Origin of the sequence: Flavivirga algicola (assembly GCF_012910715.1) — a bacterium.
GTDB classification, from domain to species: Bacteria; Bacteroidota; Bacteroidia; order Flavobacteriales; family Flavobacteriaceae; genus Flavivirga; species Flavivirga algicola.
The window spans coordinates 199352-216778 of sequence record NZ_JABBHF010000002.1; the positions used below are offsets into that span (position 1 = coordinate 199352).

General features: G+C 33.5%; 18 protein-coding genes and 1 tRNA gene. 10 read left to right on the plus strand and 9 right to left on the minus strand.

What is annotated here, in order from left to right:
* Positions 1–15: 15 nt before the first annotated feature.
* From HHX25_RS03730 to HHX25_RS03750, 5 genes are all read left to right on the plus strand, one after another.
* On the plus strand, positions 16–711 hold the full coding sequence (locus tag HHX25_RS03730; RefSeq protein WP_169670281.1) for a DUF4952 domain-containing protein: 696 nt from the start codon (positions 16–18) through the stop codon (positions 709–711).
* Positions 712–1074: 363 nt separating this feature from the next.
* Positions 1075–1227, plus strand: coding sequence for a hypothetical protein (locus tag HHX25_RS03735; protein ID WP_169670283.1), 153 nt, complete (start codon positions 1075–1077; stop codon positions 1225–1227).
* Between the two features lie 74 nt (positions 1228–1301).
* Positions 1302–1931, plus strand: coding sequence for a leucine-rich repeat domain-containing protein (locus tag HHX25_RS03740; RefSeq protein WP_169670285.1), 630 nt, complete (start codon positions 1302–1304; stop codon positions 1929–1931).
* Positions 1932–2021: 90 nt separating this feature from the next.
* Positions 2022–2837, plus strand: coding sequence for an RNA polymerase sigma factor (locus tag HHX25_RS03745; protein ID WP_169670287.1), 816 nt, complete (start codon positions 2022–2024; stop codon positions 2835–2837).
* A gap of 73 nt (positions 2838–2910) precedes the next feature.
* Positions 2911–3306 (plus strand): hypothetical protein, encoded by a 396-nt coding sequence (locus tag HHX25_RS03750; RefSeq protein ID WP_169670289.1) that lies wholly within the window; start codon positions 2911–2913, stop codon positions 3304–3306.
* Between the two features lie 183 nt (positions 3307–3489).
* Here the strand turns inward: HHX25_RS03750 and HHX25_RS03755 are convergent, their stop codons facing one another.
* The 5 genes from HHX25_RS03755 to proS all read right to left on the minus strand — a co-directional run bounded on the left by HHX25_RS03755 (position 3490) and on the right by proS (position 8746).
* The gene (locus HHX25_RS03755) at positions 3490–3852 is read right to left on the minus strand and encodes a hypothetical protein (RefSeq protein ID WP_169670291.1); all 363 of its coding nucleotides are present in this window, start codon (positions 3850–3852) and stop codon (positions 3490–3492) included.
* Positions 3853–4192: 340 nt separating this feature from the next.
* Positions 4193–6445 (minus strand): TonB-dependent receptor, encoded by a 2253-nt coding sequence (locus HHX25_RS03760; protein ID WP_169670293.1) that lies wholly within the window; start codon positions 6443–6445, stop codon positions 4193–4195.
* Positions 6446–6768: 323 nt separating this feature from the next.
* Positions 6769–7020, minus strand: coding sequence for a 30S ribosomal protein S20 (rpsT, locus tag HHX25_RS03765; protein ID WP_169670295.1), 252 nt, complete (start codon positions 7018–7020; stop codon positions 6769–6771).
* 26 nt (positions 7021–7046) lie between these two features.
* Positions 7047–7118, minus strand: a tRNA-Glu gene (locus tag HHX25_RS03770).
* Positions 7119–7267: 149 nt separating this feature from the next.
* A complete protein-coding gene (proS, locus tag HHX25_RS03775; protein WP_169670297.1) occupies positions 7268–8746 on the minus strand; it encodes a proline--tRNA ligase in 1479 nt (492 codons plus the stop codon).
* A 99-nt stretch (positions 8747–8845) separates the two neighbouring features.
* Here proS and HHX25_RS03780 point away from each other — a divergent pair, with 99 nt between their 5' ends.
* The 5 genes from HHX25_RS03780 to yidD all read left to right on the plus strand — a co-directional run bounded on the left by HHX25_RS03780 (position 8846) and on the right by yidD (position 14386).
* A complete protein-coding gene (locus tag HHX25_RS03780) occupies positions 8846–9988 on the plus strand; it encodes a hypothetical protein (RefSeq protein WP_169670298.1) in 1143 nt (380 codons plus the stop codon).
* Between the two features lie 27 nt (positions 9989–10015).
* The gene (locus tag HHX25_RS03785; protein WP_169670300.1) at positions 10016–11554 is read left to right on the plus strand and encodes an OmpP1/FadL family transporter; all 1539 of its coding nucleotides are present in this window, start codon (positions 10016–10018) and stop codon (positions 11552–11554) included.
* Between the two features lie 180 nt (positions 11555–11734).
* Entirely contained in the window at positions 11735–12412 is a 678-nt protein-coding gene (folE, locus tag HHX25_RS03790) for a GTP cyclohydrolase I FolE (RefSeq protein ID WP_169670302.1), read from the plus strand.
* 177 nt (positions 12413–12589) lie between these two features.
* Positions 12590–14071 (plus strand): cysteine--tRNA ligase, encoded by a 1482-nt coding sequence (gene cysS / locus HHX25_RS03795; protein ID WP_169670304.1) that lies wholly within the window; start codon positions 12590–12592, stop codon positions 14069–14071.
* Between the two features lie 78 nt (positions 14072–14149).
* Complete coding sequence (gene yidD, locus HHX25_RS03800; protein ID WP_169670306.1) at positions 14150–14386, plus strand: membrane protein insertion efficiency factor YidD; 237 nt, start codon at positions 14150–14152, stop codon at positions 14384–14386.
* Positions 14387–14392: 6 nt separating this feature from the next.
* Here yidD and HHX25_RS03805 read toward each other — a convergent pair whose 3' ends face one another.
* From HHX25_RS03805 to HHX25_RS03820, 4 genes are all read right to left on the minus strand, one after another.
* Positions 14393–15853, minus strand: a complete 1461-nt coding sequence (locus HHX25_RS03805) for an aminoacyl-histidine dipeptidase (RefSeq protein WP_169670307.1) — start codon at positions 15851–15853, stop codon at positions 14393–14395.
* A gap of 96 nt (positions 15854–15949) precedes the next feature.
* Positions 15950–16357, minus strand: coding sequence for a hypothetical protein (locus HHX25_RS03810; protein WP_169670309.1), 408 nt, complete (start codon positions 16355–16357; stop codon positions 15950–15952).
* Positions 16335–16931, minus strand: a complete 597-nt coding sequence (locus HHX25_RS03815) for an exosortase/archaeosortase family protein (protein ID WP_169670310.1) — start codon at positions 16929–16931, stop codon at positions 16335–16337. The genes HHX25_RS03810 and HHX25_RS03815 overlap by 23 nt, the downstream gene beginning before the upstream one ends.
* Positions 16918–17271 (minus strand): PID-CTERM protein-sorting domain-containing protein, encoded by a 354-nt coding sequence (locus tag HHX25_RS03820; RefSeq protein ID WP_169670312.1) that lies wholly within the window; start codon positions 17269–17271, stop codon positions 16918–16920. The genes HHX25_RS03815 and HHX25_RS03820 overlap by 14 nt, the downstream gene beginning before the upstream one ends.
* Positions 17272–17427: the final 156 nt, after the last annotated feature.

The following is a 17427-nucleotide window of genomic DNA, read 5'->3' on the forward strand; positions in this document are numbered from 1 at the left end:
CTCAAAAAAAGACATATGAGATTAGGTACTTTAGGACTATTGTTAGTTTTAGGCTTCTCAACTGAACTCTTTTCTAATCTTTGGGGACTTTTAATTGGAAATGGATATGTTATTCCAAATCAAAGTTCAGTCTTTACTTTCAAAGCTACCAAAATGAATGAAGGTAGTGGTGATTATTGGTTATATGGTCAAGACCGAAACAATTATTACACAACTTTAGTAAAAGACCATCTCGAACCTTACACTTATATATCTAAATATGAAACCGAATCAATTTTAGGTTTTGATAAAATAAATTATAACACTTGGTGGAATCCTAAAATTCCGTGTAATGATTTATTGAGTACTTATGCTAAAAAACCAATTGGATTGGAGTTTATAAAATGTGAAAGACTTGAAAAAGGTCAAACTATTGCAAAAGCTATATATCGAGTAAGTGGTGAACAGTCTAAAGAAATAGAAGACTTCTTAATTAAGAATTACGGAATGGGAAACTTGAAATGGGTATGTTGTGGATGGGAAACAAGTGGAAAATACGGTGGATTCGAACATTCTGAATTTAAAAAAATTGACTCTTATTGTTCAGCAACGATAGATATGTATGCATCTGGAGAAGTAGAAGGTAAAAATGACCCGACTGAAATAAAATTAGAGACTGACAGAAATAAAATTGATTACTTTACCGTGGTAGTGACATTAGTAATAGTTTAAAAAATAACTACCACCAATACGGTATATAAGTAATAGCTGTTGAAGTAACAAAAGAAGAAATAAACAAAGAAAGGTCTGTGCAAAACTGAAAAGTTTGTGAGTAGAAATCCGCTACTACTCATACACTAGATCATCAGACTGTCATTTGCCCCGTCCTGAATAAAGGCTACATAATTTTAAACATTATTTACAAAAACGACAAAGTCATCAGACGGTATTCAGAACTTTTTAAACTAAAAATTTTAGACGAAAAAATTGATACTGATGGTTTCGGTATTTATAAAAAAGATCCCTTATTGTGTTTAATGACTGAAAACTCAAATGGTGGAGCTTGGGTGTGGTTGACTTCACAAACTACTGAAAATGGAGAATGGCCACTTGCTTATTATAAATATAGACGACGGAAAACTATATTACAAAGTAAATAGTTTCAAAGAATGGGTTCGAATAGCGACAAAATGCAAGTATGAAGTTATTCGAGAATTAGATAAAGACAATAAATTAAATTTAGGATAAATAAAAACGCATACAACACTGGTAGCTGTTACACAACCACTATGTATAACCGTTATGATTAATTAGAAATTAAAATGTCGGATAACGAAATTAAAGTTCAAAAAGATTCTCAAAACAGAGAAAGCGAAGCCTGGGAAAAGCTCATAAAACTTATTGAAACTGCCAAAGTTGACGAACGACAAGAATTTAACCCAGCCAAAGAATTAGGTTTTGAAATTTGGAAAGACATAAGGAGTTTACCTAAAGAAATTGGAGAGCTTAATCAAGTAAAACATTTGATGCTTTACGGAAGCAACTTGACACGATTTCCACAAGAAATTGGAGAAATGGAATCTTTAGAGAAATTCACTCCATATACCTCTTATGGATTAAGATGGTTTCCTTATGAAATAACAAAATGTAAAAAACTTAAAGATAGTACAGTAAGTACAAGAGCATTATTTGGGAATTTCAAGAATAAGAAGCCATTTCCTGATTTGACTGATAACCCTGTAAATTATTTTGATAACAATAAATGCAGCTTATGTGGCAAAAGGGAAACTAAAAGTCGATTCGAACAATATTGGTTGTCTATACGGGTTGCAACAGATGTTTTACCATTATTAGCAATTGTTTGTTCTGATTCTTGCTTTTCTAAGTTACCAAAACCTGAAGAGGGCTATTATCCGAAGCCACATAAAGGAGGGAAGTTGAAAAAAGAATAAAAAATCATAACAATTTGTATAGTTCATTTGCTCCCTTAAGGAAGCAAATACACCATACAAGCGTCGCTAGGCAAAATTCGAAACTAATAAATGAATATTTCGGAATCTGAATTTGAAAAATTATTTAAGGAAAATCAACCTAAACTAAAGTCTTTTATTTATAGGCTTATAACAAATAATGAAGATGTAGACGACCTATGCCAAGAAACGTTCATCAAGGCATATAAAAATATCGATGCTTTTAATGGAAATTCAACTTTTAAAACTTGGTTATTTGCCATAGCCAACAATCTTATAAAAGACCATTTTAAAGCTCAAAAGAGATGGGCAAGGAATGCACAGGATAATTGTAGCCAATCAATAAAGAACTCCACTGAACTACAAAACAAAACAATGAATTTATACGCTGCTGGGAGGTTTGAAATTAAAAATCATATTGACTATTGTTTTACTTGTGTTATGAAGTACCTACCATTAGAGCGACAGATTGCTATCATGTTAGCAGATATTTACGAGTTCAAAGTTTCTGAAATTTCTCAAATAATGAACAAAACTGTTGGGAGTGTCAAACACCTTTTGTTAAACGGAAGAAATACTATGAAGAAAGTTTTTGATGAAGATTGCACTTTGATACACAAAACAGGGGCATGCTGGAAATGCTCTGAATTAAGTAATAGCGGAAACACTAAAGCTAAAACGCAACAGAAAATTGCAAAACTTGGAATGGTAAAAGCAAAAAATAAAGGAGCTAACAGGACAAAACTTTATGAATTAAGAACCCAGTTAATAAAAGCCATTAACCCCTTAAACAGCAGCAGTTTCGAACTGCACAATTTCCTTATCAACCAAACTGATTTTGCAAATAACAAAAACTACCCAAGGATAGATAAAGAATGCGGAGAATAATCTTTTTCATTTAAAACCCGATCATTTCTTATGCCTTAGTCGTCTAAAGGATAAATAACTAAAATTAAAAGAAATGATTTCAAAAAAAGATTATTCAAAAGAATTACAAGTAAATGCTTCGCCTAATGTGATTTTTAAGGCTATTACCTATGAAATTGATAAATGGTGGACAATCCATTCTAATATTGCCAATAAATTGAATTCTAAACTTACTGTTAGGTTTGGAGAAACTACGATAAAAGAATTGTTAGTCACTAAACTTGAGAAAGACAAAAGTCTTATATGGAAAGTTACCAAAGCTTATATAGATATCGAGGAACTTACTATAAAAGATGAGTGGGTAGAAACAGAAATTAAGTGGGAAATCACTCCTGCAAAGCAAGGAAGTTATATTCACTTTATTCACCTAGGGCTTACGCCAGAATTCCAATGCTACGATGCTTGCGAAGGTGGCTGGAACTTTTTTTAGAGAGCTTAAAAGATTACCTCGAAAAAGGAAAAGGCAGCCCACATGGAGTGGCATAAAAACAAGTAAAATGATATTAAGGGGCTGCAAAAATCGCCTCCAAAACATGAAAACCAAATACAAATTTAAAAGCCTTAGCATTATTTATTTGCTAAGGCTTTTAATGTCGTTTAGAAAGTATTTATATTAATATGCCTTTAAAAGATCTCTATATTCTTTCAAGTCTGAAATATTAACTTTGTTTTTAAGGTTTTTAATCAGGGACAACAAATATTTAAGGCTTTCAACTGGAGAATCGGCTTCCTCTTCTATAACATCTCCCTCTTCATCTAAGGGTTCGTCATCAAGCGTAGGAATAAGAAATGAATTATTTTCTTCTATATGCTCATAAGTATACCTAAGCACCTTTACAACTAATGGTATTTGCTCTTCTAAGGCGTACGTTCTTAATTCTTTTATATCGTCAATTAATGTTTCTGTGTTAATCCCAGTTTTATCAAGGTTTTCCAGAATCTTATCGATTAATTTATTTGCTTTTTTATTTTCCAAAAGGTTGACTATTTGAATGGTTAACTAATTATAATTTGCAAATTTATATTTTTAGAAATCAATTATAGCTATTTTTTTTAAGATTTTGTTTTTTTAATATATAACTATTTTTAATAATTTTAATTCATTAAAATTGAGAGAAGAGACCACAAAAAATAGGCATCTAAAAAGTACATTCGATGTTATTCTGAACTTGTCAAAATATTTTTAAACTACTAATAGTCAATATTAATTTCAACTAATCCCACACAGGAACGCAAAACCGACAAATCAAATTGAGAAGGCTAGCCCTCCTCAATGTATTTTAAAAACTTTTAACAATTGTATTGGATAAGTGTTTTTAATTTAGCTTGTATCTTAATCCGAAAAACAAACGCCTACCTTGGTTAGGTGCATAAATATATGTTGGGTCAAATGTTAAAGCGTATGGGTTATCTACAGTTGGAACGACATTACCATTGTTGTCAAAAACCACATTGTTATCAAATGGATCACCTGCACCTGCAATTATAAATGGGTTGCCTCGATTTGGAGTCCAATCTAATACGTTTTTAATACCTCCATAAAATTCAAAATTATTTATCCCATCATAAGTTAATTGTAGATTTTGTATACTCCAAATTGGAGACTCGGATTTTCTTGGGTCTAATTCACCTAAAACAGGTAATCTCATAGGACCATAAATATTCCCAGTATAATCAATAATAAAATTATAATTGAAGTTTTTATACGACATAGACCAGGTTCCAGAAAATTTCTCTGTTAATATTTGTTGTGCTTTATTGCCATTTTCCTTTTGTGATACTTCCTGAACCGTAAATCCAGCTACCCCTCTAAAATTACTGGAAAATGTTGCATCTAAATTAATACTGAAACCTAAACTTGTAGCCGAACCATCAAGATTATCATAAATTACCTGATTAGGATTTGTATCATAATCTGGCAAAATAGCATTTGTAAAATAGGTATACCAGGCAGAAGCATCGATCCCAATAATTTTACCATTTTTCGTATAAAGTTTCTTTAAATAATTCAAGTTTACGTTTAATGATCTTTCAGGTTTTAATGCCTCTTCAATTATCACATCCCGAGATCCATTTAATGCAGCATGCTCTTCGGCAAACAGATTAACAACCCTAAACCCCGTACCCGCATTTATCCTAAAAATATCATGCTCTGTAGGTTTGAATTTATAGGCTAACCTTGGCGTAAAAATATTACCATGTCTTTTATCATAATCATACCTAGCTCCAAGCAATAGTTTATGGGCTTTGTTTATTTTTATCTCATCTTGAACGAATACAGAAGGGATTACAATTTCGTCGGCCTGTTCTGTAACGGTTGTATTATCATTATAAAAATTGTAACGCCCAGATAATCCAAAAAGCCAATCATGATTTTTATTTGGAACATCCCATGTTAATTGTCCAAAGCCGATTCGCTGTTGAGCCAAATAAAAAGTATTTCCATAAGCAGAATTTTGATCGTGGTCTGAATACGAAAACTGAAACATCATTTTTTCGTCTACTGGTAGCTGATATTTAGCAATTATCTCGTATCGTGATGTATAAATGCTTTCTCCATATACTTCAGAACCTCCCCTAAATTTAGAATTCCATTGCATTTCTCCCCCCCAACGATCTTCGTAAAAATAACGCCCAGCAACAGAAAACATCCGATTATTTTTTCTTCTGAAATCCCATTTTTGAAAAACTGAAATTCTATCTTGTAAAGTAACATCGGTAAAGTTGTCTTCATTATTATCGATGGGGTTAGAATAATTGAAATAGTTAGCCCCAAAAAGCATATCGACTTTTTCGCCAATCCTTGCCTTAAAACCTAGATCAAAATTCGTCTCTTCCCAATCTGTAGTATAAAAATTGGCAAAAACAATAGGCGCATTTTCAGGAAGTTTAGTAATTACATTTATCAACCCACCTACTGCTTCACTGCCATATAAGGATGATGCTGGACCTTTTACTATTTCCACTTGCTCAATCAAAGAATTCGGTATCCCAGAGAGACCATAAACTGTTGAAAGACCACTTACAATAGGCATTCCATCAATTAGCACCAATGTATAAGGTCCTTCAAGTCCATTAATATGTATATCTCCAGTATTACAGACACTACAATTTATTTGAGGGCGTACACCATTTATAGTCTGTAAAGCTTCAAATATATTTGGGGTGGGGTTCTTTTTTAGAAAGGATGGCGAATAAACTTCTACAGGTACAGGACTCTCCAATCTACTTACTGGCTTTAAAGTACCAGTAACCACTACCTCGTTTAAGATTAGTTCCTCTTCCAACTTAATATTAATTCTTATATTCTGGTCTGCTAAAGAAATTGGTTTTTGAAAAGGCTTAAACCCTGTAAAAGAAGCTACTAAAACATAATTTCCTTCAGGAACATTTTTAATGATAAAAGTTCCATCATCTATACTTACAGAACCTTTGTCCGTATTTTTCAAATACACATTTACATAAGGCAAAGCTTTATTATTACTAGTTACTTTTCCTTCAATATTAAAAGTGTTGTCAGCGCTTAAAGTATTTGATAAAAGAATTGCTATAACTATTAGGTATTTCATTTTTTGGAGTTTTAAACTTTGATCCAAAAATGTTATTTTTATTTAGTCTAAATAATGATAAATATCATGTTTTACCACTAAAAAAAACTTAGGTAGCTGTAGCTTTAAATAAATGATATTTGGAATATGTGATATAAATAGAGAAATTACGAGTTACTATTCCATCTTCTGGATATTGAAGAAGTGAATTTAAATTACCAGAATAGCTTTCAAGTAATCATAATAATTAAATAAAATCGAAATAAATGTGGTAAAATGTGATACCATAAAAAAAGCTTCCCATTTCTGAGAAGCTTTCAAATATTTTGAAACTTTAAATCTTATTAAAGTGCTGCTATATGCTTAGCTAAACCAGATTTAAGATTAGCAGCTTTGTTTGCATGAATAACATTTTTCTTAGCTAATTTATCTAACATAGATACCACAGAAGGAAATAAAGCTTCAGCTTCTTTCTTATCAGTTAACTCACGTAACTTTTTAATAGCATTACGAGTCGTTTTATGTTGGTACTTATTTAATAAACGCTTAGATTCGTTACTTCTAATTCTTTTTAACGCTGACTTATGATTTGCCATTTGTTCTTTTTATTATTAAAATATTGTAGCCCGTAGGGGAATCGAACCCCTCTTACCAGGATGAAAACCTGGCGTCCTAGCCGATAGACGAACGGGCCATTTGTTTTTTTGAGTGCGCAAATATAAACATAAAATTTAAACTTGCAATACTTTCAAATAACTAACAATGTCTCCATTGCGGATGCAAAAATACAACTATTTTTAAATGTCACAATAGCTAGATGATTTTTTTTGAAAAAAATTTAATTTAGTATGCTTTTGCAAATAACACTCTACCCTGAGAAGGGTTGCCAGAATACACGCAAACACCTTCTTCCGACTTCATTTCCAAAGGAATACAACGAATAGTAGCTTTTGTTAAGTCTTTAATTTTTTCTTCAGTCTCATTTGTTCCATCCCAGTGGGCTGAAATAAATCCAGTTTTTGTTTCCAAAACCTCTTTAAATTCTTCAAAAGTATCTACTTCAGTAATGTGAGTATTTCTAAAATCTAAAGCTTTATTAAATAGCGCTTCCTGGATGTCTTTTAATAACCCCTCGATAGTTTCTGTTAAATCGTCTAAATTAACCGTTTGCTTGGTCAATGTATCCCGGCGGGCAATTTCTACAGTTTTATTCGCTAAATCTTTAGGACCAATTGCAATACGCAATGGCACACCTTGCAATTCATGTTGTGCAAATTTTGCTCCTGGTCTATGTGTGGTTCTGTTATCAAATTTCACAGATATATTTTTACCTCGCAAATTGCTTAAGATTCCATTCGCAACTTCTGTAATCGCTTTTAAATCTTCTTCGCTCTTATATATTGGCACAATAACAACTTGGTTTGGTGCCAGGCTTGGCGGTAAAACCAATCCGTTATCATCACTATGGGTCATGATTAATGCTCCCATTAATCGTGTAGATACACCCCAAGAGGTTGCCCAAACATAATCTTGCTTACCTTCCTTATTGGCATATTTAACATCAAAAGCCTTTGCAAAGTTTTGCCCCAGAAAATGAGAAGTTCCTGCCTGTAAAGCTTTTCCATCTTGCATTAAAGCTTCAATACAATACGTTTCTTCTGCCCCTGCAAAACGTTCACTTTCAGTTTTTACACCTTGCACTACAGGTATGGCCATAAAATTTTCAACAAAGGTTGCATAAACATTATTCATCAGTTTAGCTTCTTCTAAAGCTTCCGCTTTTGTTTCATGTGCCGTATGCCCTTCCTGCCATAAAAATTCGGCAGTACGTAAAAATAGACGCGTACGCATTTCCCAACGCACGACATTAGCCCATTGGTTTATTAAAAGTGGTAAATCTCTATAAGATTGAATCCATCCTCTATAGGTATTCCAAATGATAGCTTCACTGGTTGGGCGTACAATTAATTCTTCTTCCAGTTTTGCTTCAGGGTCAACACGTAATTTTCCTTCTTTATCGGGGTCATTTTGTAATCTATAGTGTGTTACAATAGCACATTCTTTAGCAAATCCTTCTGCATTTTTTTCTTCTGCTTCAAACAAACTTTTAGGCACAAATAATGGGAAATAAGCATTTTGATGCCCCGTTTCCTTAAACATTTTATCTAATTCTGTCTGCATTTTTTCCCAAATAGCATAACCATAGGGTTTGATAACCATACAACCTCTAACTGCCGAATTCTCGGCCAGGTCTGCCTTTACAACCAATTCGTTATACCATTTTGAATAATCTTCTGCTCTGCTGGTAAGTTTTTTACTCATATCAATTTTTTGGCACAAATATTGTGACTCTGTTAAATAAAAGAATAGTTCAGCAAAACTAACTATTTTTGTTATGTTCAACAATTAAATTCTAGAGATATGCGATTTAATAACTACTTAAAAGAGAAAGTATCGTTTGTTGTCATTCTTAGCTTACTATTTGGTTTAGCTTCGTGTGGTTCTTACCAATATGTTGGTGCAGACGATGATGGTATTTATAGCAATACACAAAGACAAGTAAGCGTTGAAACCGCTCCACAAAATAATCGAACAGTAGTTGAAGTACCAAATACTTCAAATAGTAGTTTTTACCAAAACCATTTTAGAAATAAATCTTTAGAAGCTGAAAACATATTCTCTGACGATGCTATTTTCACCGATATAGATTCTTACGAAGGCAATAACTATGTTGAGAATGACACTATAGGAAATAATTACCAAGGTTATGCTGGCTGGGGACAAAACAGCAACAGTGTTACCATTAATTATATTGATAACGGTTGGAACAACTGGGGTTGGAATGCAGGATTTGGTTGGGGATGGAATAACTGGGGCTGGAACAGTTGGGGATGGAATAGATGGAACAACTGGGGCTGGGGTTATTATGATCCTTTTTGGTGCCCTCCTTTTTATGGCGGTGGATTTTATGGAAACCGTTGGGCTTATAATGGCTACTATGGCAATAACAGATATTACAGTAGAAGAAGTTATGCCTATAACAACAGTAGAAGAGGTAGCTATTACGCAAATACTTCAAGAGGTTTAAACAGAAATAATATTAGTTCATCGACACGACGTAGCTCGGTAGGTAATCTAAACAGACGCTCTACGACTTCAAAATATAATACTTCAAGAAGAAGTAGCACTGGTACTATAGCAAGATCGAACAATACAAGAAACTACAATTCTAACGGAACCCGCAGATACACTACTAGCACGCAAAGAAGAACAGTGGCTTCCAGAACGCCATCAACAAATTCAGTAAGAAGATCATCATCTTCGACAGTGAGGAGAAATTCAAGTACTATTTACAGACAACCTTCTAATACCAGTAGAAGGTCCTCCGGTAATAATGCATCAAGATCTTATTCACCTTCCAGAAACTCAGGTTATTCACCTAGCAGAAGTTCAAGATCAAGCTCTGGAAATGTGTCCAGATCATCGTCCAGCAGTCGTAGCTACGGAGGTGGTAGAAGCTCTGGAGGTAGCAGAAGTTCTTCAGGAGGAGGAAGACGTCGTTAAAATTTAAAAAAAGAAAAATACAATCATATGAAAAAGTTATATTTACTGTTCATAGGTGCTCTATCTATGTCTACAATTTACGCTCAAGAGATTGATGATGCCATAAGATTTTCTCAAGATGAAATTCAAGGAACTGCTCGTTTTAGAGCATTAAGTGGTGCTTTTGGTGCATTGGGGGGCGATATGAGTGCCGTTAGTTTAAACCCTGCTGGTTCTGCCGTTTTTAGTAGAAGTCATGCTTCTTTTACGGTCTCTAATGTAGATACTGAAAACAACACACAATATTTTAATGGGCTAAATAATTCTAACGACTCTAGATTTGATATCAATCAAGGAGGTGCAGCCTTTGTATTTGCTAGTAACAATAATTCGCCATGGCGAAAATTTACCATTGCCATTGCTTATGAAAGGACTAACAGTCACGATACGAATTGGAGGGCACGTGGGTTAAACACAAACGACGATGGCAATTTTAGTAACTCAATTGCTAGTTATTTTTACGATTATGCGGATGGCAAAAGATTGGACGAAATATCTGCTTTGCCCGATGAGTCATTAAGCGAAGCTTATCAAGACATCGGGGCAGTTTATGGGTTTGCCCACCAACAAGCATTTCTGGGTTTTGAATCATTTATTCTTGAACCTGATGATGTTAACAACGATGCCAATACGTTATATTTTGCCAATGTAAGTCCTGGAAATTTTGACCATGATTACTCTTATTTTGCAAAAGGGTATAATGGCAAAGTGACATTTAATATAGCAACCCAGTATGAAGATAATTTATATTTAGGATTAAACTTAAACTCTCACTTTATTGATTATCAAAGAACTAGCTTGTTATTTGAAAACAACTCAAATGTAGGCTCTATTGTTAATAGTGTAGAGTTTGAAAACAACTTATCTACCACAGGTAATGGGTTCTCTTTTCAATTAGGAGGTATTATGAAACTATCAAATGAGTTTAGGGTTGGTGTTACTTACGATTCCCCTACTTGGTACACCATAGAAGAAGAAACAACACAATACCTGGCTACAGTTAGAAATGATGCAGGTTCTAATGTTACTCAAGTTATAAATCCTGGTGTTGTAAATGTTTTTCCGCGATATAAATTGCAAACACCTGCAAAATTAACTGGAAGCTTAGCTTATGTTTTTGGAAAACAAGGCTTAATTAGTTTTGATTATTCTCGTAAAGATTACAGTAAAACAAAATTTAAACCAACATCTGATGCCTTTTTTGCAGATCAGAACGATATTATAAGTAATATATTAACCGATGCTTCTACCTATAGACTTGGCGGTGAGTACAAGTATGAACAATTTAGTTTTAGAGGTGGTTACCGTTTTGAAGAAAGTCCTTACGTAGATGGCCTCACTATTGGCGATTTAAATGGATATTCTCTAGGAATTGGTTACAATTTTGGGAACACAAAATTAGATGTTACCTACGATCGCTCCGAACGCTCTAATGCAACACCTTTGTATAATGTTGGATTAGTTGATACTGCAAATATTGACCGAACAAATTCTAACATTACATTATCGCTGAGTTTTAATATATAAATATAAAACAGGATACTTCATAAAGGTTTGATCGTGAAATGATCAAACCTTTTTCGTTTTTATTGTAATTTAATTAATAAAAAAGAGACATATATAAGAAAATTAATTGTTTGTTAATACAAAACATAACAAAAGTGTTTTACTTATCTTTGCAGACTAAAAACATCACCTTTTTAGCTAATGAAAATTGAAAATAACATAGAAGAATACGAATCTTTGGGGGACGACCATATTGGGACTTCTTCAAATACGCCATTAAGAAATGATGCCTTTAAACTTTCGAATGAAGAAAAAATAGACATTATTAAAGATGATGTGCGTCATATTATGGAAACATTGGGTCTCGACTTGACAGACGACAGCTTAAGCGGTACACCCAACCGTGTTGCTAAAATGTTTGTTAAAGAAATTTTTGGAGGATTAAATCCGAAGAAAAAACCAAGTGCCTCTACATTTGAAAACAAATATAAGTATGGAGAAATGCTTGTTGAAAAAAACATTACAGTTTATTCAACTTGCGAACACCATTTACTACCTATTGTTGGTAAAGCACATATTGCCTATATCTCTAATGGTACTGTAGTAGGATTATCCAAAATGAATCGTATTGTAGATTATTTTGCTAAACGCCCGCAAGTGCAAGAACGTCTTACCATTCAAGTAGTCAAAGAGCTCCAGGAGGTTTTAGGTACTGAAGATGTAGCTTGCGTTATAGATGCAAAACATTTATGTGTTAATTCAAGAGGTATTAGAGACATTGAAAGTAGTACGGTCACTTCAGAATTTGGAGGGAAATTTAAAGAAAAAGCAACTCGTAGAGAATTTTTAGATTATATAAAATTGGATACTAAATTTTGAGTTATTTCCTAATTGTTAAATTGAACAATAATCCTGAAAAAAGAACTTAATTTTATTCCTGAAAAAGCTACAAAAATATTAGATTTGAAGTCGGATCAATTATTAAATAAATTTAATGCTTCAAAAGATTTTGAAGCCCGATAACAAGCGGTTTAATAAAACACAATAAAATAGCCCATGCAACTTTTTCAGCACCAACAAATCAAACTATACAATTCACTTACTGGCAAAAAAGAAAAATTCGAACCTATTAACGAAGGTTATGTAGGTATGTATGTTTGTGGCCCTACCGTTTATAGCAATGTACATCTAGGTAACGTAAGAACCTTTATGTCTTTTGATATGGTGTTTAGGTATTTAAAGCATTTAGGCTACAAAATACGTTATGTTAGAAATATTACCGATGCAGGGCATTTGGAAAACGATGCTGATACTGGTGAAGATAAGATTACCAAAAAAGCTCGTTTAGAGCAAATTGAACCCATGGAGGTTGTGCAACGTTATACGGTTGATTTTCACAACATCTTAAATACATTTAATTTCTTGCCACCAAGCATTGAACCTACAGCTACTGGCCACATTATCGAACAAATCGAACTTATAAAGAATATTATAGATAATGGTTTTGCATACGAAGTAAATGGTTCTGTTTATTTTGATGTACACAAATTCAATGAAACAAACGATTACGGAAAACTTAGTAAACGTAAACTGGATGATTTAATTCACAATACACGTGAATTGGACGGGCAAAGTGATAAAAAAAATCCTCAAGACTTTGCTCTTTGGAAAAAAGCCGAACCACAGCACATTATGCGCTGGCCTTCGCCTTGGAGTGACGGTTTCCCTGGTTGGCACTTAGAATGTACTGCTATGAGTACTAAATATTTAGGTGAACAATTTGATATTCATGGAGGCGGTATGGATCTAAAATTTCCACATCACGAGTGTGAAATTGCTCAAAATGAAGCGGCCAAAGGAAAATCTCCCGTTAAATACTGGATGCATGCCAATATGTTAGAGCTTAATGGACAACGTATGTCCAAAACCACAGGAAATACTGTTAACCCTCATGAGCTATTGTCTGGAAATAACACGTTTTTTAGTAAGGCCTACAACCCAAGTGTGATCCGTTTTTTTAATGCACAGTCGTCTTACCGAAGCGTTTTAGATTTAACCGATGATGGTTTACTAGCAAGCGAAAAAGGTTTTTATAGACTGATGGATGCTGTTAACCTTTTAGATGATTTAAAAGCTTCTGGCAATTCTACAATAGATGTTAGTGCATGGAAACAGAAATGTTATGATGCTATGAATGACGATTTTAATTCACCCATTTTAATTTCGCATTTATTTGAAGCCGCAAAATATATCAATCAAATCAAAGAGGGCTCTGAAACAATATCAGCTGAAGATTTAAACATTTTTAAAACAACTATTAACAATTTTGTTTTCGATGTTTTAGGTCTTGAAAATGCGGCCAAAAACGATTCTGGAACAGATAAGCTATCTGGAGCTGTAGACATATTGATTAAATTAAGGCAAGAGGCCAGGGCAAACAAAGACTTTGCTTTATCTGATAAAATACGTGATGAACTTGCAGAAGTTGGTATTCAACTTAAGGATGGTAAAGACGGGACTACTTTTTCGACTAATTAAATTCCTGCGCAAGCAGGAATCTCATCTTTTGAAGTTCGATTAAAAAGATTCCCTACTGCGAGGAAATGATAATTATTGATGTTAAAGAAACTACTCATAGCACCGTTTTTATTTTTAATAAAAGTATATCAAATTTTGATATCGCCATTAACACCTGCAACTTGTAGATTTCACCCCACTTGTTCACACTACACGAAAGAAGCTTTACAAAAACATGGTTTATTTAGAGGTGGAAAACTAGCCATAAAACGAATTTTTAGCTGTCACCCTTGGGGCGGTAGTGGTTATGACCCTGTACCCGAAAAAGAAAAATAGTTAAACCTATTTTACTGGAATCTCCTTCAAAATCTCCAAAACAAACCTCCAATATTTTTGTACTGATGATATTTGAGCACGTTCATCAGGCGAATGTGCCCCTTTTATGTTAGGGCCAAAACTAATCATATCCATTTCTGGATAGTTTGTTCCCAGAATACCACATTCTAAACCAGCATGACACGCAGCTACATGGGGTTTTTCTCCATTTAAATCTTCATACAGTCTTGTCATTACTTTTAAAATTGGTGAATCCATGTTTGGTGTCCATCCAGGATAATCTCCAGAAAATTCGACTTCGCAGCCTGTTAGTTCAAATGTTGCCCGTAATGTATTGGCCAAATCCATCTTAGAGCTCTCAACAGAAGAACGTGTTAGGCAGCCTATATGAATATTGCCATCTTTAACTATAACACATGCTATATTATTAGAGGTCTCTACCAACTCAGGAATATCGGCACTCATTCTATAAACACCGTTAAAAGCTGCATATAGAGCTCTTGTCAACCCTTCTTGAACTCCAAGATCCATAATACGTTTTGGTGAATCTATTTTAGAAATACTAATTTCTAAATCGGGTTCCATCGTTTTCAGTTCCTTTTTAATCGTATTAGAAATCAAGGCAGTTTCTAATAAAAAAGCATCTTCATGAACCGCATCAATAGCGACTATAGCATTACTCTCTCGAGGAATCGCATTACGTAAACTACCTCCGTCAATTTCAGAAATTCTTAATCCGAAATTTTCAAAACCATCAAATAACACACGGTTCATTATTTTATTGGCATTCCCCAAACCTTCATGAATTTGCATTCCTGAATGACCGCCTTGTAAACCTTTTACAGTAACCTTATACCCTATTTTAAATTCGGGTGTTTCCTCTTCGTTATAAGTTCTTGTTGCCGTAACATCAATACCTCCGGCACAGCCAACACCAATTTCATCATCCTCTTCGGTGTCTAAGTTTAAAAGAATACCGCCAGAAAGCAATCCGCCTTTTAGTCCCATAGCCCCTGTCATACCTGTTTCTTCATCTATAGTAAACAGAGCTTCTATAGCGGGATGCGAGATTTCTGTACTTTCTAAAATAGCCATTATGGTAGCGACTCCTAAACCATTATCTGCTCCTAAGGTTGTTCCTTTGGCACGCACCCAATCACCATCTATATACATATCAATCCCTTGAGTCTCAAAATCAAAATTAGTATCGCCATTTTTCTGATGTACCATATCCAAATGCGACTGCATAACTATGGCGGTTCTGTCTTCCATTCCTGGAGTCGCTGGCTTTTTTATAATAACATTTCCAACTTCATCCTCTATAGTATCTAAATCCAAACCTTTACCAAAATCTTTCATAAACGCAATAACACGTTCTTCTTTTTTAGATCCTCTCGGTACAGCATTTAAATCTGCAAATTTAGTCCAAAGCTTTTGTGGTTGAAGTTCTCTTATTTCTGTGCTCATTTCTGCCTATTTTATGATGCACAAAGATACTAATTGAAGCCTATAAAATGATTACTTATTAAGTCCAACATATCTTAATAACATCAAAACTCTAATTTATTTAACAGAATCTTTATTTAAACTTCTATTGAGTAGCCCCATAGCCGCATATAAAACAGGTGATATTAATAATTCTTGAATGGCTTTAGCAGATTCCCTTAAACTCAAGTTTATTTCGGATACAAACCACACAAACAAACCTAAAAAGGTAATAATACACAATCCGGAAATATGGACAAAGTGCCAAATAGACGACATCCAAGTATCTTTTAATTTTCCAAGGTGAAGTGTTCCAACAAAATAAACTGCTATGGTAGTAAAAAACCTAATAATATGGTTCATTTTTCTTGATAATAAAGCTGTGTTTTTGTTTTCAACAAAATACAAATGGTAACAAGAATAAATAATAATAATAAATATAAGTCCGAATATAAAACGAACTTTATCCGACTTGTAAAGATTCATTTTTGAAATGTATTTTACGGCAAAAGCGCATCCACATTAAAAATGTAGCTGTGTACACAGTCGCTTTAAATAAATAATGGTGTGCGAATTCGAAGTAGACATAAAAATATTCTCGAAGATAGATTAACCCAACACATCTAAGAATATTTATAAAATCAAGAGCTATTAAACCAAGAATAATATAAAGTACCTTACGCCAAAATTTAGAGGGCATACAAATAATAAACCCTACATATAAGGCCATTAATGATAGTCCATTACAAACATTGGCTATATATAACACTTTATTCTCATTATGATATATTGCCGAAACTTTTTCTTTTGACATGTCTCCTTCATAAGTTAAATTCCATTCTTCATTTTTTGCAACAAACCCATCTAATGAAGTGAAATTATTCAAAAATTGAGCCGAAGATTCTCCAATGTGAGTGGTCAATGGGTGATCCAATAGCTGTGAATCATATAAGAAAACACCATAAATAATTTCCCAAGCAATGAAAAGCAATAAGGCTTTTCCTAAGAAAAGCCTTATTGGTGAAGGAATTTTATTTTTTAAAGAATTAAAGCTTTCCATTTTTATTTCCAAGCAATTTTCTAATTCCAAAAGCAGCACCTCCTAATAATAAAATACCAAGGCCTCCATCTAACGGAACTGAGTCTGTATGCCCTCCTTTTTTACGACATTTACCTCTACAACTTTCCGATCCACATCTACGGCATCTTTTTTTATTCTTTTTCTTCTTTTTTTGCCACCATTTACCTGAGATTGCAATAAAGTTGGTCTGTACCGTATTTACACTTGCAGGTATTGTAGTTAAGCTAGTTGAACTTGCGCTCACACTAGTAGAAAATGTTAAAGCTAAAAGTATTATAAACATACTTATAGTTTTAAACAGCGTAGTTTTAATTTTCATAATGTGTAATTTAAAAAGATTGATAATAGCTATTCAAATATATTTATAATTTTATTTTTATACGAAACCCCTCTACCCTTTTCGATGAATTCTCTTTTTTCCCGCATAAACGGTAAGAAATATTAATTATAAGTACCCCAATAAACGTTATAATTA